Consider the following 20,560-nt stretch of genomic DNA (forward strand, 5'->3'; position numbering starts at 1 on the left):
CGCGGATGAGTCGATGTGTGTCGAGATTCAAACCCATGATCGGTTCCCTGGGACTGGGGGGGCTGGGCTGGGATGTCGCCCTGGCAGCCGATGCCCGGCTACCCGGCCTGCCGAGGGAGAAATGGCGCGAATACGATCCGAACGGATTCCATCTGTTTTTCCCGGATCACGGCAACTACGATCGCCGCAGCGGATTATCGAAATGAGCCAGAACCTGAGCCAGACCTTTCTGGCAATCACCCGCAACAACATTGACCTGGAATGGCTGCAGGGCGCGCTGGTGCCCCTGGGGCAGGTGGTCAGCGCCGGTGGCAGCCTCGACGAGTTGCTCTCGCTGGTGGATGTCACCTTTGCCAACCTGATCTTTGTCGGTCTGGACCGGGAAAACCTGGTGGCCCAGAGCGCCCTGATCGAAGGAGCTCTGGAGGCCAAGCCGATGCTGGCGATTGTCGCCCTCGGCGATGGCATGGATAACCAGTTGGTACTCAATGCGATGCGCGCCGGTGCTCGGGATTTCGTCGCCTATGGCTCGCGCTCCAGTGAGGTGGCCGGTTTGGTGCGGCGCCTGAGCAAGCGCCTGCCGGCGGTGACCCCCAGTACCCAACTGGGTGGTTTCACCGTGCTCTATGGTGCCCAGGGTAATGCCGATGGCGCCTTGCTCGCCAGCCACCTGGCGCTGATGGTACAGAAAAGCGACCAGCAAACCCTGCTACTGGACCTGGGCCTGCCCCGGGGCGACAGCCTGGCGCTGCTGGGGCTGGAAAGCTCGTTCCACTTCGGCGATGCCCTGCGCCATCTGCGCCGCCTGGACGCGACTCTGATAGACAGCGCTTTCACCAGCGCCGAAGCAGGTCTGCGCATCCTCGCCCATGCCATTGCCGACGAACCCCTCAAACGCACCAGCGCGGCGGAGTTGTACATGCTGCTCAGTGCCCTGCGCCAACATTTCCAGCATATCGTCGTCAACCTCGTTGGACAGCCCGACAGTGAGGCCTTGCGGACCTTTGTCAGCCATTGCGACAAGCTGCTCTGGTATACCGACCAGAATGTGCTCGATTGCCGGCGCGGCCTGGCGGTGCTCAATCTCTGGAGGGAAAAAGGCATGAAGCTCGATCATGCCCGTCTGCTGGTCGACCGCTACCTGCGTGGCGTGTCGCCCGACTCGGAAACCCTGGGCAAGACCTTCGGCCTGGAGCTGATTGCCGTGCTGTCGTACAACCCTGATGTTCGCCTGAATGCGAAGAACCAGGGCCAGACGCTGTTCGACCTGTCGCCCCGGGAACCCCTGACCCAAGGCCTGAAAAACCTCGGCGAGCTCCTGGCAAAGCGCTCCCAGGGCCTGACCAAGTCCTCCGAAGGCTGGTTCAATCGCCTCTGGGGGCATAAATAATGGTGGAGAAACTGTTCGGCGGTCAGTCCCGCGGCGGGACCGGCAATAGCGACCATGACGGTCTGAAACTGGTGCTGCATCGCTACATCATCGACGCCATCGAGGAGTCGGGAAAAAACCTGCTGGAAGGCTCGCGACCGGCCCTGGCGCAGTTTGTCATCGACAAGGTCGGCGAATATGTCTCGCGGTTGCACCTGGCGGTGTCGCGGTATGAGATGGAGCGGCTGGCGGAGGAGATCGTCGATGAACTCACCGGTTTCGGGCCGCTGGAGGTCCTGTTGCGCGACAGCACGGTGACCGAGATCCTGGTCAACGGTCCGCATCGGGTATTTATCGAGCGTGATGGTGTCCTGTACCAGAGCGACCTGCGGTTTATCGACGACCAGCATGTGGAGCGGGTTATCCAACGGATTCTCGCGCCCCTGGGGCGGCGCCTGGATGAGTCCTCGCCGATGGTCGATGCGCGGATGCCCGATGGCAGCCGGGTCAACGCCATTATTCCGCCGATCGCTCTCGACGGTCCGTGCCTGTCGGTGCGCAAGTTTCGCAAGGACATGCTCAAGAGCAGCGACCTGATGGCGATGCAGACCATCGACCTGGCGATCTTCGAGTTTCTCCAGCTGGCCGTGGGCAAGCGCTGCAATATCCTGATCAGCGGTGGTACTGGCACCGGCAAGACCACCCTGTTGAATATCCTCAGCCAGTTGATCAACCCCCATGAACGACTGGTTACCATCGAGGACGTGGCCGAACTGCAACTCAACCACCCTCATGTGGTGCGCCTGGAAACCCGCCCGCCGAATGCCGAGGGCCACGGTGAAGTGAAGTCCAGCGACCTGATCCGCAACGCCCTGCGGATGCGTCCCGACCGGATCATCCTCGGCGAGATTCGCGGTGTGGAAGTGCTCGACGTGTTGACGGCAATGAACACCGGCCACGACGGCTCGATGAGTACGGTGCACGCGAACAACGCCCAGGATGCCCTGTTGCGCCTGGAAACCCTGGTGGGGCTGACAGGGCGGCAGATCGGCGAAAAGACCCTGCGGCAGATGGTCTGTGCGGCACTCGATGTGGTGATCCAGCTGACCCGCCTGCCCGATGGCCGTCGTTGTGTCAGCGAAGTGGTGGAGGTGCTCGATGTGCGCGAGGACATCTATGTCACCAACACCCTGTTCCGCCTGGACCGGCGCAGTGGCTTCGGTTTCCAGCGCGATGCGCTGAACCCTGGCGGCGAGAAGTTGCGCCGCGACTCGTCCTTGTCCTTCGGTTGAGGAGGGGCGCCGATGTTGGTTCCCCTGCTGTTCGGCTTGATCAGCCTGCTGCTGCTGGGCTTGTCGATACACTTGTTCTACACCAGTCTGCGCAAGACCGGCCGTGAGCGGGTGCTGAGCCGCCTGGGCCAGGGCCGGCCGGTCCTGGCGCCGGTGACCAAAACCACGAAAAGCCGCCTGGATCGCCTGTTCGTGCGGGCCGGTCTGAATCGCCCCGGCGAGCGGCAGGGCCTGTGGCTGGGCGTTTGGGCGGTTCTGCTGCTGATTGGTGCTGTGCAGGTTGGTGTCGCCGGACTGTTGCTGATGCTGGTGCTGCCACCCTTGGCCTTGCGCCTGTATCTGACTTGGCGCTACCGGCGGCGGGTTCGGCGGATGGTCGAGCAACTGCCGTCCCTGCTTGATCACGCCGTGCGCAGTCTCAAGTCGGGACGAACCTTGGCCGATGCGCTTCTGGGCGGTATCGAGGCGTCCACCGATCCCCTGCGCGAAGCCATGGGCCGGATACGACGCAATGTCGAGTTGGGGGTCGGCCTGGCGGAGGCGGTGAAGGACTTCGCCGAATTCTACGAGCGCGACGAGTTCCGTTTCCTGGCCCTGGGATTGAAGGTCAACCATCGCTACGGTGGCAACGCCAGCGAGTTGCTGGAAAACCTGATCAAGCTGATTCGCGAGCGCGAGCAAGGGAATCGGCAACTGCGAGCCATGACTGGGGAAACCCGGATGACCGCCGTGGTGCTGGCGTTGCTGCCGGTGGGCATGGCGGGTTTCTTCCTGGTCTCCAACCCGGGTTACCTGATGCACATGTGGGATGACGGCAGCGGCCGACGCATGTTGCTGATGGCGTTCGGGTTACAGGTGTTCGGTTGCCTGGCGCTTTGGCGCATGTTGCGGAGCGTGTGAGATGGTGATCCTGGCCAGTGTCCTGCTGTTCCTCGGCGCCTTGACCCTGGTGCTCGGCCCATGGTTGCAGCGGCGCCGGCGCGCGCGCGCGGTGAATCAGCGTCTGCTCGGCCATATGAGCCGCGACAACTGTTTCGGCAGCCTGCTGCGCAGGCTGGGCGAGTCGCGTTTCGGCCAGCGTTCGATCAGCCTGGATAACGAAACCCAGGCGCTGCTCAATCGTGTCGGTTGGCGTAAGGTCAGCCAGCGCTCGCTGTTTGCCGCCAGCCAGATCGCTACGCCGCTGCTGGCGCTGGGGATCGTGTCGCTGGTGGAAGGGCTGGTCTTCCCCGCTACCACCTCACCCTGGATCGCGCCTTTCCTGGCCCTGGCCGGCGGCTATCTGTTCCCCAAGCGACTGTTGGTGTTGCTGGCTCGGCGTCGGCAGAAACAGATTGTCCAGGAGGTCTCGACCTTTATCCCGCTGCTGCGCGTTCTGTTCGAGTCGGGCATGGCGGTGGAGCAGGCCTTGCGGGTGCTCTCCCAGGAGGGCCGGGAGCTGCTGCCCGTGGTGACCGGGGAGTTGCGTCTGGTATTGGCACGGGTCGATTCGGGCCTGGAGCTGGGAGAGGAGTTGAACAAGGTGGCCGGTCTGCTGGCGGTGGACGAATTCGATGATATCTGCGTGATTCTCCATCAGTTGATCCATCAGGGCGGCGGCGCGATGAAGTCGTTGCTGGCCCTCAAGCAGTTGCTCGATGATCGGCGTTTGACCCGTCAGCAGGAATACATCTCCAAGCTATCGGCAAAGATGTCCGTGGTGATGATGGTATTTCTGTTCCCGGCATTGTTGATTGTCCTGGCCGGGCCGGGCTTTACCGCCCTGGCCAAGGCCTTTGGTGCGTCCTAGGGAGGGGCTGCGATGGCGCTCGCGGTGGGATCAGTGCTCGGTGATCCCCCTGTGGCGGGCGCTGGCGGGTGACAAGGCCAGTGCCAGTTGGGTGCGGTTGTGCATATGGGTCAGGCGCAGCACCTGCGACACATAAAGCTTCACCGTATTTTCGGTGATGCCCAGTTCACAGGCGATCTGGTAGTTGGTCTGGCCCTTGCCCACCAGCCGCGCGACGTCCAGTTGCCGCGGCGACAGCTGGCTGACGATTTCAGGCAGGATCTGTGCCGAGTCGGGATCGGCCTCCTCGCTGCTGTCGGCGGGCGAGCGGCCCCGGATCCTGTTCAGGTCCTGGTACAGGTCGTCGATGGATTCGGCGAGGAACTGCAGCTTCTGGTTCAGATGCCCCAGGCTGTCGGAGCGGCTGCGCTCGGCCAGTGCCTTGTCCTGGCGATGGATGCCATCGAGCAGTTCGTGCAGGTCAACCGGCTTCTGGTAGTAGTCGGCGATGCCGGCGCGCAATGCCTTGATCACGTCCTGCTTGTCGGCGCGCCCGGTGAGCATGATGGCTTCGAAGGCCCGGTGTTTACCGGCAATCCGTTGCAGTTGGCGCACCAGCTCGATACCGTCCAGCTCCGGCATCTGCAGGTCGCAGAGCACCAGGCCGATCGCGCTGTCTTCGCGGAAGCGCTCGATGGCCTGTCGACTGGACAGGCAAGGGACGCATCGATAGCCGTTGCTTTCGAGAAATTCGCAGATTTCTTCGACGATCAGCGACTGGTCATCCACCACCAGCACTTTTACTTGAGAGACAGGTATGTTCACGCGCTACTCCATGCTCTACCAGCCAATGACCACGGGCTCCTGGCCCACGCGCGCAGTTTCGCAGGGCTTGTTTTTCAAAAGTAGACGCACTTCGCCACTCTGTACATTTAGAGTCATGACTAATAGAAATTGATTGACATGCCAAGCAGGCCGATCAGCAGAAAGGGCGCGAAGGGGTATTTCCCCACGGTTTCCGGGGCCAGGTGGTGAAGGCTTGCCTGCGGCCCCCGTCCGAGTAACGGCCACAGTCGTGGCGCCAGCCAGAGCCAGAACAGCGTTGCGGCGCCGGCGCCGATAAAGGTGCCGAGCAGTGTAGACGGCTCGCTGGCCAACGCCAGCGCCGCCAACAGCTTGACGTCCGCAGCGCCCAGGCGTGCGGCGACATAGCCGGGCAACGTCAGCAGCAAGGCCAGGAGCAAGGCCGTACCGCCCTGGGCGGCCGGCGCGCCCAGCCAGGTGCTGCCGCTCCAGAGCAGATAGGCCAGGGCCAGTGCACCGCCACCAAGGGTCAGGCTATTGGCGATTTGCCGGTGGCGCAGGTCCTGGGTTGCACAAAGTGCGAACCAGGCCAGTAGGACAAGGCTGTGCATTGGCTAAAAAACGTCTCTTCCCGGCGAATGATTCTATGCTGATAACAACATGCAGTTGTCAGGGTAGACCTTGCCATGAACCCCAGCCTCCCTCGAAAGCAAAAAGGCGCCGCGGCCATCGAGTTCGCGCTCGTGTTCCTGGTTTTTTTCGCGGTGTTCTATGGCATGGTCAGCTACTGCTTGCCACTGCTGATGGTGCAATCGTTCCATGAGGCGACGGCCGAGGCGTTGCGCAGTAGCGTGGCGGTCGACCCGGTGGCGGCTGGCAGCGGCTATACGAGCCTGGTCCAGAGCACCGCCGTCCAGGCCGCCGCCACCCGGCTGGTCTGGATTCCCAGCAGCTTCAACTTCAATGCCGCCAACAATATTACGGCGGTCTATACGGGCGGCATCCTGACGGTCACCATCACTTACCCTACGGCCCAACTGCGCAATGTTCTGCCGTTTCTGGTGTTGCCTGGAATCGGTACGGTGCCCAGCCTGCCCACGAATCTGACTGTCATGTCGAGTCTGCAGTTTTGAGCGCAGGGGACAAGCTGTTCGGGCGCTTGCTGGGACGCGCTAGCGAGTCGCCGCCCGAGCCCATGGGCAAACGGTCCGCTCCGACATTCGGCTTGCTGCTGCTGTTGGATGACGACGGTCGGGTATTGAGTGTCGACGGTCCCTTGCGCCATGACCTGGCACTGCAGGAAGCCGGTTGTGAATTGCGCAACTTGTTGCTGCTCTCCAGTCGCCTGTGTGTTGAAGGCGTGCCGGCGGATTGGCTCGGGCAGAGCCTCGACCTGGACTTCAGCGGGCCGGCCGGGCAAGTCCTGCATACCCGCGCCTGGGTCCAACCCGCCAATCCGGGTTGGTGGCTGCAGGCCCTGGATATCGGTGACCTGCTAGAGCACAACCTGCGTTCATCGTTGCGTGAGCAGTTGCAGCAGGTCGCCGGGCAAATGAGCGAACAATTGCGCCTGTGCAGCCTGGCGCGCCTGCCTCAAGTGCTGAACGAGCAGTTGCAGGGCTTGTCCCAGCGCTGGCGGATTCCCTGTGTCGCCCTGGCACTGCTCGACGAACATCAACAGCAGTGGATGGTGCACAGCCAGTATCGGGCTCATGACGCCCCGGTCCTGTGGCAGACCGGCCAGGCCCTGGGCAGTGGCCTGGACAGTCTCAACGGCATGGTGCCGCTGTACTTCAGCGCGCAACAGGGTCTGAGCGAGCACCTGCGCCTGCAAGGGGTGATGGGTAATGCCGATGGCTTGCTCATTCCTTTCTGTGATGACCATGGGGTGGCGGCGTGGTTGCTCGCCGGTTTTTACCCGGCGCATCTGCGGCCGGCGCAGTTGGACGACCGTGACTGGCTGCAACTGGCCGCGGCCCTGGCGGCGCCGTTGCTGGCGCGCCTGCGCCAGCAAGTACATCATCATCAACTGGAGCGCCTGGAGGTGCTGCAAGGTTTGTTGGGCACCGGCTGGTGGGAGTGGACGCCAGCCCTCGACGAACTGCAACTGGCTCCGCAACTGTTGCTGGGGTTGGGGCTTGAGGGTTCGCACGGGGTGGTGTCGCTGGAAGGCTGGCTGGAACTGTTCCATGCCGCCGATCGCCAGGAGCTTTCCAGCCGCATGTACGACCTGCAACAGGGCAATCCGCTGCTGCTCTGTGTCCGGCGGAATGCCGATGACCCGTTGCGGGCCCCGCAGTGGTATCGCCTGCAGGGGCAGGTGATGGGTATCGGCGACAGCCTGCGGATCATTGGCTTCATGCTCGACATCAGTGACGTCAAGAACCAGGAACAGGCCGCCGCCGCCGCCCATGCCCGGCTGGACAACCTGATCGCCAGCTCGCCGGCGGTGATTTATGTGCAGCGCTATGTCGAGGGCGCGTTGCAGCCGGTGTTCTTCAGCGACAGCCTGTTGCCACTGCTGGGCTGGACCCTGGGCGACTGTGCCGACGGCAGCCTGGCCCAGTGGATTCACCCCGAGGATCGCGACGGTTATTTCGAACGCACCCGCCAGTTGTTGCGCGAAGGTAACGTCAGTTGTCGTTATAGGCTCCGGGACAAGGGCGGTGCCTACCACTGGCTGCTGGATGAAGCCCGCCTGTTGCGTGATGACCTCGGTTTGCCGGTGGAAGCGGTGGGCTTGTGGCTGGATGTCACTGAAGCGACCCTGGCCGCCGAGCAGATCGAGCAGAGCGAGGAGCGCTATCGCATCCTGGTGGAGGATTCGCCGGCGATGATCTGTCGTTACCGCCCGGACCTGACCCTGACCTTCGGCAACAAGCCGCTTGCGGCCTACCTGGAGTGCTCGCCCGAGCAATTGCCGGGGCTTGACCTGGGTAATTGGCTGTCGCCCGAGCAGCGCGCGGCGTTTGTCCGGCGCTTGGCGCAGTTGACCCCTGAACTGCCGGTGAGCACTGCGGAAATCAGCCTGCAATTGCCCGGCCGCGAGCATGCCTGGTGGGTCTGGTCGGATCGTGGGGTGTTCGATGAACAAGGCCGACTGCTCGAGGTGCAGGCGGTGGGGCGTGACAACACCGAGGTGCGGCGCTCCCAGCAGCAACTGACCCAGAGCGCGAAAATGGCCACCCTGGGTGAAATGGCCACCGGCCTGGCCCATGAGATCAACCAGCCGCTGAACGTCATGCGCATGGCCATCGTCAATGTGCTCAAGCGCCTGGGCAATGGCGATGTGCAGATCGATTACTTGCAGGACAAGCTCAATCGCATCGACGCTCAGGTCCAGCGAGCGGCGCGGGTGGTCGATCATATGCGGGTGTTCGGCCGCCGTTCGGAAGTCGAGCAGGCACCGTTCAACCCGATGCAGGCGGTGGAAGGCACGCTGTCGTTGCTCAGCGAAGGGATGAAAGGCAAGGGCGTGGAGCTGCGAGTGGCACCTATCGGGTTCGAGGTGCGGGTGCGGGGCTTCGTCGACCAGTTGGAGCAGGTGCTGATCAACCTGATGGTCAACGCCCGGGATGCGCTGCTGAGCAAGCGTGAGAAGCGCCGCGATTTCGAGCCCTGGATCGCCCTGACCGCCGAACGTGACGAGCGGGCGGTGCGTCTGTTCGTCGAGGATAACGGCGGTGGTATCGACCCGCGGTTGCTGGAGCGGATCTTTGAACCCTTCTTCACCACCAAGCCGATAGGCATCGGCACCGGGCTGGGGTTGTCGGTGAGCTACGGGATTGTCGAGAACATGGGCGGGCGCCTCAGCGTACGCAATGGCGACGCCGGAGCGCGGTTCTGTGTGGAGCTGCCGATCGCTTCAGATCACCAGGTAGGCCTTGCCGGGCTGGCCGCAGGTGAGGTGGCCGTCGACGGAGATCTGCCCGACAGTGATACCCAGCCCCGCCAATAACGTGTTGATCAGGTTGTCCAGCAGGGGGCTGAGCAGGCCGCTCAGGGTCGAGGTCAGCAGGCTGAACACGCTGTTGAGGGTGGCCGTGAGGGTTGCGAAGACGACGCTCAGGAGCGTCGGGGCGGTATAGGTCGGAGTATAAGTTGTCAGTTGTATGCCGTTGACGGATTGGGTCAGGCTGGCAATCGGATCGGACATCGACAGTGTGTAGGGCGGATAGGCGGGGGTCGGCGTCACGTTGACATCGGGTGGGTTGATAAAGGTATAAGTGCCGGTTGTTTGCAGCGCCGGGCTGCTGATCATCAGGGATGCGCCTCCGGCGGCAAAAGGCGCCGTCGCCGTGCCGATAGAAACCAAAGTGAAAGGCGTGACGGTCAGCGGTCCCGTGTTGCTCGCCCAGTCCGAATTGACATTGCCCACCCGCAGGTAGGCCGTATCGGTGGTGGCGCTGATCGACAGGCTTTTATTGGTCTCGCTGACGCAGGTGTAACCCGTGACATAACTGCTGCCGCCACCGGCTTCCAGGCTGATGTCCAGGGTCGGATCGGGCAGTACATGCAGGGTCAGTCCCAGCAAATTGGTACCGGCCGAAAGCAGCCCTGAGACTACGCTCAGTAAATTGCTCACCAGTGACAGGTCCAGGCTCACCAGTGTGCGGATCTGTGCCGTGCGCACATAGATGCCACTGGGGCCTTGCGGGTTGAGCGCGGCGAGGGCCGGGTTGCCGATCGCCGAGAACTGCGGCCCTTCGATGACCTTGGTCTGTACCGTCGCCCCGACTCCCAATCCCAACAGGCTGGCCGGCAGATTCACCGCCAGGCCGTTCTGGTTATTGGCCACTTCGACAATCGCCTGGACCAGTTGGAACAGTTGCAGATTGGCATTGAGCTGCGAGGTCGGCGTGATCGTCGACAGGTTGAGAAAACTGCCCAGTTGGATGCTCCCGGCCGTTTGTGCGGCGACTTTCAGGCCGCCCAGCGCGGTCAGGACATCGGCGCTCGCGCCATTGGCTTGGGAGACCGTGATGGCAGTGCTGATCAACTGCGTGACGCTGGTGTTGGTGGACAGCAGTTGGGTGTAGTTGCCGGCCGTCACGTTCAGATCGATGGCCAGTTGGTTCAGGTAGCTGAGCAGGTTGATATCGGTGTTGAGCAGGCCGTTCCAGCCGGCTGCGGTGAGATTGATTGAGCCGCCGAGCAAGGGACCCATGACCGAGTTGAGCAGATTCACATTGGCGATGGTGCTGCGGATGCTCAACTGCGCGACGGGCGGCAGGGGCGCCGCGGCTACCGCCGTTGCGGTCAGTTGGGTATTCGGACTGAAGGTCCCGGGCGACACCAGGGCGTAGATCCCGGCGGCCACGCTGGTTTGCACGGAATGGCTGGCGACCACGCGAATGGCCGAGGATTGCGTGGCATCCACGGCAAAGGTGCGCAGGTTATTGGCCCCGGTCACCAGGGTGCCGCAGGTGGTGGTCAAGGTGTTGCCGTTACCGACGGAGAAGGCGTTGCGGCTGGCACTTTGAGTCGCGTAGCTGGCGGCGCTCAGGCCGGCCAGGCAGTTCCCCGCGCGACTCACCGCTTCCAGCGCCGAACCATCCGCTATCCGTTGCAACTTGCGCTGTTCGAGATAGAGCCGGCCGGTATCGACCACCACCACCATCAAGAGCAGGGCCAGACCAAGGGTGATGGCCGCCATCAGGCTGATTGCCCCGCGCTGCCCGGACGGCCCCTGAAAACCGATGACACGACTGGGGAAAGGCATCGAGCACTCCCTTGCCGGCCGCTGGCCGAGCGCTTACTTTCCAGTGTTGTCTGCCAGTGTAGCCAAGGTTGGGCTATTCGAGACGCCCCCTGCTGGGCAGGGAGTGTTGCAACTATTTGGGCGGATACGCCGTCATCAACTTGGCCACCGCCTGGTTGATCGCCGCGCTACGCTCGGCCGGTGTCGAACGGTCGTTGACCGTCTGCTCGGCACTGCCACGCCAGACCAGCTTGCCGTCCTTGCCATCGAGCAGGTCGACCTGGATCGTCGCGACCTGATAGTCGACACTGCGGGTTTCGGTGTACCCCGGGCCGCCCCAGAAACCGCCTTGCCAAGGACCGCCCCAGCCACCGCCGTAGCTGGTGCTGACCTGCTGCTGGCGGTTGTCGACGATCAGGTACGCCTGGACCGTCACATCGGCCTTGCCGCCGGCCACGGCAGGGCGCAGTCCGCGTTGGTCCAGCTGCTCGCCGACCGCCTGGCGAATCCGCTGTTCGGTGAGGTCGCTCCTGATCCGTGGATCGTCCGGTCGGTACTGCAATGCGGGTTCTTTCCAGCTCCAACTGCGGTAGCCGGCGAAATCGCGGCTGGCGTCGAAGTCGTGGTTGACCTGGGTGGTTTCGCAGGCGCTGAGCAGCACGGCAAAAGCCACTAAAGCGAGACGGCGGAACATGATTTTTCTCCGGGTGTGGTCTAGCTGGGTGGATAACTGGCCAGGGCCTTGTTCACGGCATCGCGCAAGGCATCCGCGCGTTCGAGTTGATTGCCCTGGGTGCCGGTCTCGGCGCTGGCGCTCCAGACCGGTTGGCCGGTGCCGGCGTCGAACAGGCTGATCCGCACCACGAGTACTTGCACCTCGTAGGTGCGCACGATCGGGGCGCTGGGGTACATGCCATAGCGGTAGCCGTAGGGACCGCCGGCGTAACCGTAGTCTTCCTGGACCTGGCGCAGGCGTTTCTCCACATGCAGGTCGGCGCTGACCCGCAGGTCCGGCGGCGTGGTATCGCGGCGTGGACGCAGGCCCTGCTGTTCGAGGGCATTGCCCACCACTTCAGCCAACTGCGCCGGATCGGCCCAGGTGGTGCCGGCGGGCAGCCGGTCATTGCTCCAGGCCCAGGTGCGGTAGCGAGCGTAGTCCCGTGGCGGTGCCGGGTAGGCGCTCAGATCCGGGGTCTGGGCGACCTGCGCCGGGGCGGGCGGCAGGGGCATGGAACTGGCGGTGTAGGGGTTGTTGCTTTGGCAGGCAGTTACTCCCAGGCACAGCGCGAGCAGACAAAAGCGGCGACTCATTGCATCCTCCGTATTCAGACCGGACGGCAGATCCAGTGCAGGTAACGTCCCAGCCCGGCAAAGCCGGGGTGGCGACGGTGGGCCAGTTCCATTTCCAGCAGGTCCGCCAGGGCGGCGCGGGCCTGGAATTCAACCGGCATGTAGTCGTGGAATACCCGTACGCCACTCCGGGTCTCGACCCGCCACAGACCTTCAAGTTGCGCCGCCAGTTCCCGTGGATCAAGGGGTTGTTGCGGGGTCAGGCTGTGCTTTTCACCGGCCATGTCATTCTTGCGCATCTTGCGGAAATGGCCCTTGAGCAAGTTGCGATAGATCAACGCATCGCGATTGTAGAAGGCCAGGGACAGCCAGCCATCCGGCGTGCACAGCTGGTGCAGCACCGGCAGGATCGCATGGGGTTCGGCCAGCCATTCGAGCACGGCGTGGCAGAGCACCAGGTCATAGGGTTCGGTGAGCTGGCCGAGCAGTTCCTGCCACGGTGCCTGGATAAAGGTCGCGGTTTGTCCGGCGTCGGCAAAGCGCTGGCGTGCGCCTTCGAGCATCGGTTCTGCGGGCTCGGCGAGGGTTACCTGGTGACCGCGCTCGGCCAGCCACAATGACATATGGCCCAGGCCCGCGCCGATATCCAGCACCCGCAACGGGCGCTGCGGCAGGCTCTCGATCAGGTCGGCCTGGAGCACGGCGAGACGGATCGCACCCTTGGCCCCACCGTAGATTTTCTCGGCGAAGCGGGTGGCCAGTTGGTCGAAATGACGGTCGCTCATTGGGCAAAACGCCGTTCGCTGTCGGCCAGTTTGGCGCGAACCACCTCATTCATGTCCAGCCCCAGTTCGCTGCACAGCAGCAGCAGGTAAAGAACGATATCGCCGACTTCCTGTCCGGCATGGGCGAGCTTTTCCGGTGGCAACTGGCGCGATTGATCCTCGCTGAGCCACTGGAAAATCTCCACCAGTTCGGCCATCTCCACACTGGCGGCCATGGCCAGGTTTTTCGGGCTGTGGAAGGTTTTCCAGTCGTTGCGATCGCGGATGCCGTGCAGGCGTTGGGTCAGTTCGTCGAGGTTCATGCGGGTGTTCTCCTTCAAGGCGTCTAGCTTCCGGTGGATGAGAACGGGAAGCAAGGGCCTTGCTGTAGGGATAACACCTGGAGCCGATGAAATATTCGTCAGGGCGGCTAGGCGAGCGCTGCTTAGCCGCGATCAGCGGCGCTTTCCACGACGTTTGTGGAGCCGATGAAGCTCTTCTCGTTGCTGACGGATCGTTACGAGCACACCGCGCATTTCGCGGTGGCGCTTGCTGTTGACTAGCAAAAGTCCCAGTAACGGAAACAGCAAAGCGCTCACATAGGCGCCCAAATGCGGCCTGTAGCCGAAGGTGGAAAGGACTGCAAGAAAGCCAAGCAGATAGAACCCCACGATGATAGAAATGCCCCACTTGCGCCCTCTGATCATGGCAAAGTGGCTAAACGCCAAAAACAATCCCAGAACCAGTGCCGCCAGAAAAGCATAGCGAGCCCGCTCGGGGTCACCGCGAAAGTAACTACTGGACACCAATGAAATGGCGCCGCCAAGCGAAAAGCAAGCGAGAAAAAAAGCACAGATAAACGTCGGAAAATAACGAGCCAAAAACGCACTCAATGAGTCTTGGTGGTCCATCATTCAAGGCCCTCATACAAGCCAAGCGCGAGCGTTCGTATATTTCCGGACAAGGCACTGCTTGTAAAACCCATGGTTGCGCCCAAGGCGTCACGAATTTGAGTCACTGTGGCGTGATTGATCTCGGTCGCTGTATAGCGTTTGACCAACGCCCCTGAACGCTGGCGAAGCTTCAACAGCTTATTACTCAAACGAGGGTCTTTCAGACTGAGCAGTTCTTTAGTCAGTGCGCTTCTCTGTTGGCGAGTCAGACCTTTTGACAACTCGTACCAACTTCTGCCGGTCGACGCCTTTCTGGCCTGCAACAACCTCAGTGTTGTCAGGGTAGAAGCACCTGCTCCCAGCAAGGAGGCGGCATCCAATACTGGCATTGCGTAGCGATACCATTCCTCATTATCCATGGCATCGTTAGCAGCAGGGTCGTTGAGTTCGTAATAGGTCCTCGCAACACCCACCACGCATTGCACAGTACTGGCAGTGGCGACTGTCGCACCAATACCGGCAACTGCCAGACTCGCGCCCGCGGTAAACGGAACTGCGACGGTCCCACTAAAAGCCGCAGTCCATCCAAGAATGGCGCCGGCACACGACAAAGAGGTATTAATCACCTCCATCACCAGTCGCGACTCCCGTGGCTGCGTCTCCAGCGACCGGACAAACTCCAACGGTGCTATATGCCTGGGCGCCTCACGCAATACGACCTTCTTCGGCACGATGCTGCAAATCACCCGGAACTCCCGCAGCGTCACCACCGTGAAGTCACTTTCGATGTACACCACGCCAGCACCGGCAATCGTCGGATCCGTATCAATGGCTCGGAACAGTCGTGGCAAATCGACTTTGCTCTCCACACGTTGACGAGCATTGTTGTGCGCGTTGGGCACACCGCTTTTTAAAAAATCGGAAATCATCCCGGCCCCTCCCTGACCTGTTATCACGATCAGGGAGCATAAGCAGCTCAATCATCCGAAAATGTAGGACTTGCGAGTTAATAAAGCAGGTCATTTCCCTTTCACTACTCAACACCTTGCTCAAGGCACGCGCTTACGAAGAAAGTGCCTTCCGGCGCCAATCCGGCGTGAATCAACGACAGGGAGTGGGTATGGCAACCGATATGTTTTTAAAGCTGGGTGATATCAAAGGTGAATCCAAAGACCAGCAACATCGGGACGAGATCGAAATAAAATCGATTCAATGGGGTATGAACCAGTCTGGCTCCATGCACACTGGTAGCGGCGGGGGCTCGGGTAAGGTCAGTATCAACAATCTGTCTTTCGGCAAGTCCATGGATAAATCGTCGCCCAACCTGATGGCGGCCTGCTCCAGCGGAAAGCACTATCCCGAGGCGACGCTCACCGTACGCAAGGCCGGTGGCACCAACCCGGTTGAATATCTGGTGATCACACTGAAGGAAGTCATGGTGGCTTCCTACTCTACCGGCGGCGACCAGGGCGCAGACACCTTGCATGAGGATGTATCGCTGAATTTCGCCAAGGTCGAGGTCAGCTACCAGCCGCAAAAATCCGATGGCGGCAAGGACGGCGGCGCCATCAAGTACGGCTGGAATATTCGTGAGAACGTGAAAATCTGAGTCGTTGGCCACGTTGTAGCAACTTCAGTGCACGCAGCTTTCTCTCTATAGCTCGGCAGCTTCAGCACGGCAACCTGACTCAGGTTACCGTGCTGAATTGACGGTTACGGCAATTTAGACAACGGTCTCTACTCCGGTACAGGCGTCACCACCCGCAACAGTAGAGGTCAATCTACCACTGCGCACAGCCTCCAGTGTCCTCGTCTCGACCACCTTCCAAATGTCATATCCATCACGCAGCAGCAAGGCAGCGCCCTGAATGAAATGGGTCAAGAATGGGTCAAGTCTTCGTCGTCGATTTTTCTGAGGGACATGCAGGACAGACTATCGATCATGTCCTTTCCAGCTCGCATGCGCTCGCTGCCATAGGCATGCAAATCCACGATCGAAGCGTGGGTGTTGATGAAGAGAATATGACGGTTAGTGCAGGTCGGAGTTAGCGGTATGTAGCCCATCTGAAATTCCTTCTCGGTGGAGCTGACACCTTTCGCGGCCAAGCGAAGACGGGTGGCAGCTGTACGCGGGTTGGCCGACCGGGGAAAAGGACCCGGCACACCCGAAGGTGTCCCACGCACAGCCGCCATAACACGAATGTGCGGGCACAAAAAAAGCGCCTGCAATTCGGATGGTGGGCGCCTGTGCGCCTTTTCTCATCGACCGGCCAAGGTCTAGTCGTTGAATTGGCAACGACAACCTGATCATAGACGCCAGGTCGGGCGAAGCGCAACCGTCCCCCAAGCAGGAAGTTGCATCTTCAGGTGTACGTCGGTCAGTAAGGGTCTAGATCAGGAAGCATGGAGATACGAAGAAAAAATCGAGGGTAGGGGATGCGACGTTCCGATGAGAGAGGTCTGTCAGGCGATAGGTCGCCAACGCCCGCTCAGGTGTTCCAGTCCCTTGGCACCGGACAATTTGAACGCGCCGTTCGAGCCCGGTGCACTGACCCACAGGCCGACCTCGCCGGGCAGGCGCACCGGTCTTCTGAACGCCACCTCGATCTCGATATTGGCGCTCGGCAGGTGCTCGTGCAGGGCCGCGAGGATCCGGGCCTTGTTCCACAGGCCATGGGCGATGGGCCGGGGGAAACCGAACAGGCGGGCACTCAGGGCTGTGAGGTGGATCGGGTTGTAGTCACCGGAAACCCTGGCGTAGCGCCGACCGATATCGACCGGCACCTGCCAGCGCGACAGCTCGGTCAGGGGCGGGGCCGAGGCCTTGTTTTTCCGCGCCGGCCTGGCGTCCAGGGTGACGCCGCGGCAGAGTAGCCGGCTTTCGGCTTCCCAGAGCGGTCCGAGGGCATCGTCGATCTCGGTGAGCAGATCGAAGGTCGCGCCCTGGACATGAGGCTGCAGGTTGCGCACCTGCACGCCGATCCGCAGATTGCTCATGCCGCCCAAGGGCCGCAGCAGGCGGATACGATTGTTCAGGTGAACCAGGCCCGGCAGCGGAAAGGGAAACTCCTTGGCCGTCAGCAGCTGCAGTTGCAGCGGCAACGCCAGCACATGGGGATAGGTCGCCGGCATCGGGCTGCCCTCGGCAAAGCCGCAGACCCGGCGATAGGCGGCCAGGCGCCGCTCATCGACGGTCACCCAACTGCGCAGCCCCTGCTCAGGCAAGTGTTGGCCACTGATGATGCGGCGTGTCGCGGCGCGCAGGTAAAGCGCCGGCAGGCTGGGGGCGGCGGTCAGGTATTGCCAGTTTACGGGCATGCACGGGCTCTCCATGAGCGGTCGCTATAATTTGTGGGAAATGTCTTTATTTTTTGTGGGCAATATCCTCGGCATCATAGGACGGATTCGTTGCCGTGTATTGCTCTGATCCCAGACGTGAATCACTGTCGGGTGCGCGGGGCCTGCTATTGCCGTGTTGCGCCTCAACGATTTGCCGGCAGCCGGCCGTGCGGCTCCTGTCGGCATTGTCAGAAGTGCCTGCTTGGCCTAAGGTCGCAGCTTGCAAGCCATCTTGCGACATAAGGTCTATCTATGCCGACTAACGGACAACGTGGCCCCCAACGCCAGATTCCGACGCTGGCGTCCCTGCCGCGCCCGCTGTACGCCCGTGCCGAGAGCCTGAGCGCCGGCTCGTGGACGCCACGTCATCGCCATGACTGGGTGCAGTTTTCCTACGCCATCAGTGGGGTGCTGGGGGTGCATACCGCTGAGGGCAGCTTTTTCGCGCCGCCGCAATGGGGGGTCTGGATCCCGGCGGGTCTGGAGCATGAGGTGGTGACTTCGATGCGCGCGGAAATGCGCAGCCTTTATGTACGCCGCGAGGACTGCCAGTGGGCGCCGTCGCGTTGCCGGGTGCTGGAGGTGACGCCGCTGGCCCGGGAATTGATCAAGAGTTTCTGCCTGTTGCCGGCCGATTATCCCGAGGAAGGAGGGAGCGAAGGACGCCTGGTGCAGGTGTTGCTGGATCAGTTGGCGGGGCTGCCGGAGGTGGGATTCTCGCTACCGCTGCCGCGCCATTCGCGTTTGCTCGACTTGTGCAATGAGTTGATTGAGAACCCGGAGTTGGGGGTGACCCTGGGGCAGTGGGCCGGGCGCCTGGGCATGTCGGAAAAAACCTTGATGCGGCTGTTTCAGCGGGAGACCGGATTGAGTTTTCGGGGCTGGCGCCAGCGTGCGCGATTGCTCTCGTCGCTGGGGACCTTGGAGGCGGGTGACAGCGTGACTCGGGCCGCGCTGTCCTGTGGTTATGACTCGACGTCAGCGTTTATCGCCGCGTTCAAGGGCTTGTTCGGCTATACGCCAGGAGAGCTGTTCCGCCACTGAATACCGCGAAAGGCCCAATTGTGGGAGCGGAGCTTGCCCGCGAAGCTTTTGGCGGCCTGGAGGGCCCCTTCGCGGGCAAGCTCCGCTCCCACACAAGCTCCGCTCCCACACAAGCTCCGCTCCCACACAAGCTCCGCTCCCACACAAGCTCCGCTCTGACATTGGGTTTTGCGGCGGTCTAAAGATCGGCGATCAGGTGCGGAACCGTTTGACCAACGCGTCCAGCTCGCTGGACAGCCCCGCCAAACCCTGGGAGTCGAGTCGCGCCGAGTTCGCCAGTTCCGCCACCAACTGCGCATCACCATGGATCTGGCTGATATGCCGGTTGATGTCTTCGGCCACATGGTGCTGCTCTTCCGCCGCAGTGGCGATCTGGGTGTTCATGTCGCGGATCACGTCCACCGACTCGCGGATCTGCCCGAAACTGGTGCGCGCCAGGCCGATGCGGTTCACCGATTCCTGTGACACCTCAAGGCTGGCATGCATCTGCTGGGCGACCTGGCTGGTGCGCTTGGCCAGATTGCCGAGCAGACCGTCGATCTCCGCCGTGGAGTCGGCGGTGCGCTTGGCCAGGGCCCGCACCTCGTCGGCGACCACCGCGAAACCACGGCCTTGTTCACCGGCCCGGGCCGCTTCGATGGCGGCGTTGAGCGCCAGCAGGTTGGTCTGTTCGGCGATCGAGCGAATGGTGCCGAGAATCGACTGGATATTGTTGCTGTCGCTTTCCAGTTGCTGCATCGACTGGGCCGACTGGGAAATTTCATGGCTCAACTGGTCGACGCTGCTCACCGCCGCATCGATCTGTTGCTGGCCCTCGCGAGCCTGGCGCTGGCCGCTGTCGGCCGATTCGGCGGCCTGGCTGCAGGAGCGGGCGACTTCGTTGGCGGTGGCGACCATCTCGTGGAAGGCCGTCGACACCATGTCCACCGCTTCGCGCTGGCGCCCGGCGGCGTCGGCCATATCTTCGGACACCCGGGTGGAGTTATGCGACGAATCGAGAATCTTGTTGGCCGACTGGCCGATGTGCTGGATCAGGCTGCGGATCGCGCCGAGGAACTGGTTGAACCAGTTCGCCAGTTGCGCGGTTTCGTCGCTGCCACGGATCTGCAGGTTCTGGGTCAGGTCGCCTTCGCCCTGGGCGATGCCTTCCAGGCCACTGGCCACGCTGCGGATCGGCCGCACGATCAGGCTGGCGAAGCTGGCGCCGACGATGGCGAAGATCACCGCGAGCACGGCGGCGATGATTGCCACCAGCCAAGTCAGTTGGTTGGCCGAGGCCATCACTTCGCTCTGCTTGATCAGGCCGATAAAGGTCCAGCCCAACTGCTCGGATGGCCAGACATTGGCCATGTAGTGCTCGCCGTTGATATCGACTTCCACCAGGCCCTTGCCGGCCTTGGCCAGGTCGGCGTAACCGCCGCCGAGACTGCCCAGGGCCTTGAAGTTGTGTTCCGGCTGCTTAGGGTCCACCAGCAGGTTGCCGCTGCTCTCCATCAACATCAGATAGCCGCTTTCACCGAGCTTGATCTGCTTGACGATCTCGGTCAGTTGCTTGAGGGTCACGTCGACACCGATCACACCGCCCTGGGAGCCCAGCTTGTTGTCCACGGTACGCACGGTACCGATCATGACGGCGTCGTCGGCCGCCCAGTAATAGGCGGAGGTGCGCAGGGTCTTGCCGGGATTGGCTATCGCGGTCTTGTACCAGGGACGGACACGTGGGTCGTAGCTGGCCAGTTTCGGGTCGGCTGGGGTCGAGACGTAGCCACCGTTGCCAACGCCGTAGGACACGTAGGAATAAGCCGGATGGGCCAGTCGCATGCCCTCAAGCAGGTCGTAGATCTGTTTGTCCTGCTCGTTAAGGGGCGTTTGCGCGGCATCGGCGCTCACGTAGCTCTTGAGTACGCCATCGGAATTTTTTATCAGCGGCTGGTTCGTCAGGTATTCGACGTTCTGGCTGACGCCGTCGAAGAACAACTGCATGGCGTTGCTGACCTGGCGGATCTCCCGGCCGCTACCATCGACAAAATTGCTGCGTGCTTCGCTGCGCAGGTTCAGCACCACCAGTGTGGCAACCAGCACCACCGGCAAACAGGCGACGATTGCAAACGCCCAGGTCAGTTTCTGCTTGATGTTCATCCGCGCTCCAGATTTTTCTTGTAGACCCCAGACGTGCTGATCACGTGTGGTCGGTATAGGGCAGCTGTGAAAGTGATGGGGGTGCTGAAAATCCGTTTCGCTGGTGGCGTAGCTGATTGTCCGACAAAAACGCCATTGTCCTAGAGCGCTTCGGCTG

Annotated in this window: 20 protein-coding genes and 2 pseudogenes; 9 read left to right on the top strand and 13 right to left on the bottom strand. The window is 62.0% G+C overall.

Annotated features, from left to right (window positions below):
* Nucleotides 1-80 precede the first annotated feature (80 nt).
* The 5 genes and pseudogenes from M5B99_RS13685 to M5B99_RS13705 all read left to right on the top strand — a co-directional run.
* Nucleotides 81-206: pseudogene (locus tag M5B99_RS13685) on the top strand (type II and III secretion system protein family protein); the annotation flags it as partial.
* The gene (locus tag M5B99_RS13690) at nucleotides 203-1,390 is read left to right on the top strand and encodes an AAA family ATPase (RefSeq protein WP_248804518.1); all 1,188 of its coding nucleotides are present in this window, start codon (nucleotides 203-205) and stop codon (nucleotides 1,388-1,390) included. The pseudogene M5B99_RS13685 and the gene M5B99_RS13690, both read left to right, overlap by 4 nt.
* A complete protein-coding gene (locus M5B99_RS13695; protein WP_263860508.1) occupies nucleotides 1,390-2,661 on the top strand; it encodes a CpaF family protein in 1,272 nt (423 codons plus the stop codon). Before M5B99_RS13690 ends, M5B99_RS13695 begins: the two co-directional genes overlap by 1 nt.
* Before the next feature lie 12 nt (nucleotides 2,662-2,673).
* On the top strand, nucleotides 2,674-3,561 hold the full coding sequence (locus M5B99_RS13700; protein WP_248804519.1) for a type II secretion system F family protein: 888 nt from the start codon (nucleotides 2,674-2,676) through the stop codon (nucleotides 3,559-3,561).
* 1 nt (nucleotide 3,562) lies between these two features.
* Entirely contained in the window at nucleotides 3,563-4,450 is an 888-nt protein-coding gene (locus M5B99_RS13705) for a type II secretion system F family protein (protein WP_248804520.1), read from the top strand.
* A gap of 30 nt (nucleotides 4,451-4,480) precedes the next feature.
* Here the strand turns inward: M5B99_RS13705 and M5B99_RS13710 are convergent, their stop codons facing one another.
* Nucleotides 4,481-5,254 carry a response regulator transcription factor gene (locus M5B99_RS13710; RefSeq protein WP_248804521.1) on the bottom strand — a complete coding sequence of 258 codons (774 nt, stop codon included), beginning with the start codon at nucleotides 5,252-5,254 and terminating at the stop codon, nucleotides 4,481-4,483.
* A 119-nt stretch (nucleotides 5,255-5,373) separates the two neighbouring features.
* A complete protein-coding gene (locus tag M5B99_RS13715) occupies nucleotides 5,374-5,844 on the bottom strand; it encodes a prepilin peptidase (RefSeq protein WP_248804522.1) in 471 nt (156 codons plus the stop codon).
* Between the two features lie 75 nt (nucleotides 5,845-5,919).
* Between M5B99_RS13715 and M5B99_RS13720 the strand changes: the two genes are divergently transcribed.
* Both M5B99_RS13720 and M5B99_RS13725 read left to right on the top strand, forming a co-directional pair.
* Complete coding sequence (locus tag M5B99_RS13720) at nucleotides 5,920-6,366, top strand: TadE/TadG family type IV pilus assembly protein (RefSeq protein WP_248804523.1); 447 nt, start codon at nucleotides 5,920-5,922, stop codon at nucleotides 6,364-6,366.
* Entirely contained in the window at nucleotides 6,363-9,191 is a 2,829-nt protein-coding gene (locus M5B99_RS13725) for an ATP-binding protein (RefSeq protein WP_248804524.1), read from the top strand. The genes M5B99_RS13720 and M5B99_RS13725 overlap by 4 nt, the downstream gene beginning before the upstream one ends.
* Here the strand turns inward: M5B99_RS13725 and M5B99_RS13730 are convergent.
* The 7 genes from M5B99_RS13730 to M5B99_RS13760 form a co-directional block, all read right to left on the bottom strand.
* Nucleotides 9,099-10,955, bottom strand: a complete 1,857-nt coding sequence (locus M5B99_RS13730; RefSeq protein WP_248804525.1) for a pilus assembly protein TadG-related protein — start codon at nucleotides 10,953-10,955, stop codon at nucleotides 9,099-9,101. The genes M5B99_RS13725 and M5B99_RS13730 overlap by 93 nt on opposite strands.
* A 112-nt stretch (nucleotides 10,956-11,067) precedes the next feature.
* Nucleotides 11,068-11,628 carry a DUF4136 domain-containing protein gene (locus M5B99_RS13735; RefSeq protein ID WP_248804526.1) on the bottom strand — a complete coding sequence of 187 codons (561 nt, stop codon included), beginning with the start codon at nucleotides 11,626-11,628 and terminating at the stop codon, nucleotides 11,068-11,070.
* A 20-nt stretch (nucleotides 11,629-11,648) separates the two neighbouring features.
* The gene (locus M5B99_RS13740) at nucleotides 11,649-12,245 is read right to left on the bottom strand and encodes a DUF4136 domain-containing protein (RefSeq protein ID WP_248804527.1); all 597 of its coding nucleotides are present in this window, start codon (nucleotides 12,243-12,245) and stop codon (nucleotides 11,649-11,651) included.
* Between the two features lie 14 nt (nucleotides 12,246-12,259).
* Complete coding sequence (locus M5B99_RS13745) at nucleotides 12,260-13,009, bottom strand: methyltransferase (RefSeq protein WP_248804528.1); 750 nt, start codon at nucleotides 13,007-13,009, stop codon at nucleotides 12,260-12,262.
* On the bottom strand, nucleotides 13,006-13,311 hold the full coding sequence (locus M5B99_RS13750; RefSeq protein ID WP_100944316.1) for a MazG-like family protein: 306 nt from the start codon (nucleotides 13,309-13,311) through the stop codon (nucleotides 13,006-13,008). The genes M5B99_RS13745 and M5B99_RS13750 overlap by 4 nt, the downstream gene beginning before the upstream one ends.
* A 132-nt stretch (nucleotides 13,312-13,443) precedes the next feature.
* Nucleotides 13,444-13,902 carry a hypothetical protein gene (locus M5B99_RS13755; RefSeq protein ID WP_248804529.1) on the bottom strand — a complete coding sequence of 153 codons (459 nt, stop codon included), beginning with the start codon at nucleotides 13,900-13,902 and terminating at the stop codon, nucleotides 13,444-13,446.
* Nucleotides 13,899-14,810, bottom strand: a complete 912-nt coding sequence (locus M5B99_RS13760; protein ID WP_248804530.1) for an NAD synthetase — start codon at nucleotides 14,808-14,810, stop codon at nucleotides 13,899-13,901. Before M5B99_RS13760 ends, M5B99_RS13755 begins: the two co-directional genes overlap by 4 nt.
* Before the next feature lie 191 nt (nucleotides 14,811-15,001).
* Between M5B99_RS13760 and M5B99_RS13765 the strand changes: the two genes are divergently transcribed.
* The gene (locus tag M5B99_RS13765; RefSeq protein ID WP_248804531.1) at nucleotides 15,002-15,490 is read left to right on the top strand and encodes an Hcp family type VI secretion system effector; all 489 of its coding nucleotides are present in this window, start codon (nucleotides 15,002-15,004) and stop codon (nucleotides 15,488-15,490) included.
* Between the two features lie 269 nt (nucleotides 15,491-15,759).
* On the opposite strand, the gene M5B99_RS13770 is transcribed toward M5B99_RS13765, so the two are convergent.
* Nucleotides 15,760-15,945, bottom strand: a complete 186-nt coding sequence (locus M5B99_RS13770) for a hypothetical protein (RefSeq protein WP_248804532.1) — start codon at nucleotides 15,943-15,945, stop codon at nucleotides 15,760-15,762.
* A gap of 399 nt (nucleotides 15,946-16,344) precedes the next feature.
* The gene (locus M5B99_RS13775) at nucleotides 16,345-17,199 is read right to left on the bottom strand and encodes a MaoC family dehydratase (protein ID WP_248804533.1); all 855 of its coding nucleotides are present in this window, start codon (nucleotides 17,197-17,199) and stop codon (nucleotides 16,345-16,347) included.
* A gap of 273 nt (nucleotides 17,200-17,472) precedes the next feature.
* On the opposite strand from M5B99_RS13775, the gene M5B99_RS13780 reads away from it, so the two are divergent.
* Nucleotides 17,473-18,264: an AraC family transcriptional regulator gene (locus M5B99_RS13780; RefSeq protein WP_248804534.1), complete on the top strand. Its 792-nt coding sequence runs from the start codon at nucleotides 17,473-17,475 to the stop codon at nucleotides 18,262-18,264.
* A 192-nt stretch (nucleotides 18,265-18,456) separates the two neighbouring features.
* On the opposite strand, the gene M5B99_RS30240 is transcribed toward M5B99_RS13780, so the two are convergent.
* Complete coding sequence (locus tag M5B99_RS30240) at nucleotides 18,457-19,224, bottom strand: methyl-accepting chemotaxis protein (protein WP_412548730.1); 768 nt, start codon at nucleotides 19,222-19,224, stop codon at nucleotides 18,457-18,459.
* Between the two features lie 90 nt (nucleotides 19,225-19,314).
* Nucleotides 19,315-20,403, bottom strand: a pseudogene (locus M5B99_RS30245) (cache domain-containing protein); the annotation flags it as partial.
* Nucleotides 20,404-20,560 lie beyond the last annotated feature (157 nt).

The organism is Pseudomonas sp. MWU13-2100 (assembly GCF_023242365.1).
GTDB lineage: Bacteria > Pseudomonadota > Gammaproteobacteria > Pseudomonadales > Pseudomonadaceae > Aquipseudomonas.

Coding starts and splice junctions, on each gene's coding strand:
- M5B99_RS13735 (WP_248804526.1), bottom strand. CDS start 11,628: ATGTTCCGCCGTCTCGCTTTAGTGGCTTTTGCCGTGCTGCTCAGCGCC.
- M5B99_RS13780 (WP_248804534.1), top strand. CDS start 17,473: ATGCCGACTAACGGACAACGTGGCCCCCAACGCCAGATTCCGACGCTG.
- M5B99_RS13730 (WP_248804525.1), bottom strand. CDS start 10,955: ATGCCTTTCCCCAGTCGTGTCATCGGTTTTCAGGGGCCGTCCGGGCAG.
- M5B99_RS13740 (WP_248804527.1), bottom strand. CDS start 12,245: ATGAGTCGCCGCTTTTGTCTGCTCGCGCTGTGCCTGGGAGTAACTGCC.
- M5B99_RS13700 (WP_248804519.1), top strand. CDS start 2,674: ATGTTGGTTCCCCTGCTGTTCGGCTTGATCAGCCTGCTGCTGCTGGGC.
- M5B99_RS30240 (WP_412548730.1), bottom strand. CDS start 19,224: ATGGCCGACGCCGCCGGGCGCCAGCGCGAAGCGGTGGACATGGTGTCG.
- M5B99_RS13765 (WP_248804531.1), top strand. CDS start 15,002: ATGGCAACCGATATGTTTTTAAAGCTGGGTGATATCAAAGGTGAATCC.
- M5B99_RS13745 (WP_248804528.1), bottom strand. CDS start 13,009: ATGAGCGACCGTCATTTCGACCAACTGGCCACCCGCTTCGCCGAGAAA.
- M5B99_RS13705 (WP_248804520.1), top strand. CDS start 3,563: ATGGTGATCCTGGCCAGTGTCCTGCTGTTCCTCGGCGCCTTGACCCTG.
- M5B99_RS13750 (WP_100944316.1), bottom strand. CDS start 13,311: ATGAACCTCGACGAACTGACCCAACGCCTGCACGGCATCCGCGATCGC.
- M5B99_RS13715 (WP_248804522.1), bottom strand. CDS start 5,844: ATGCACAGCCTTGTCCTACTGGCCTGGTTCGCACTTTGTGCAACCCAG.
- M5B99_RS13690 (WP_248804518.1), top strand. CDS start 203: ATGAGCCAGAACCTGAGCCAGACCTTTCTGGCAATCACCCGCAACAAC.
- M5B99_RS13775 (WP_248804533.1), bottom strand. CDS start 17,199: ATGCCCGTAAACTGGCAATACCTGACCGCCGCCCCCAGCCTGCCGGCG.
- M5B99_RS13695 (WP_263860508.1), top strand. CDS start 1,390: ATGGTGGAGAAACTGTTCGGCGGTCAGTCCCGCGGCGGGACCGGCAAT.
- M5B99_RS13720 (WP_248804523.1), top strand. CDS start 5,920: ATGAACCCCAGCCTCCCTCGAAAGCAAAAAGGCGCCGCGGCCATCGAG.
- M5B99_RS13770 (WP_248804532.1), bottom strand. CDS start 15,945: ATGGGCTACATACCGCTAACTCCGACCTGCACTAACCGTCATATTCTC.
- M5B99_RS13755 (WP_248804529.1), bottom strand. CDS start 13,902: ATGATGGACCACCAAGACTCATTGAGTGCGTTTTTGGCTCGTTATTTT.
- M5B99_RS13760 (WP_248804530.1), bottom strand. CDS start 14,810: ATGATTTCCGATTTTTTAAAAAGCGGTGTGCCCAACGCGCACAACAAT.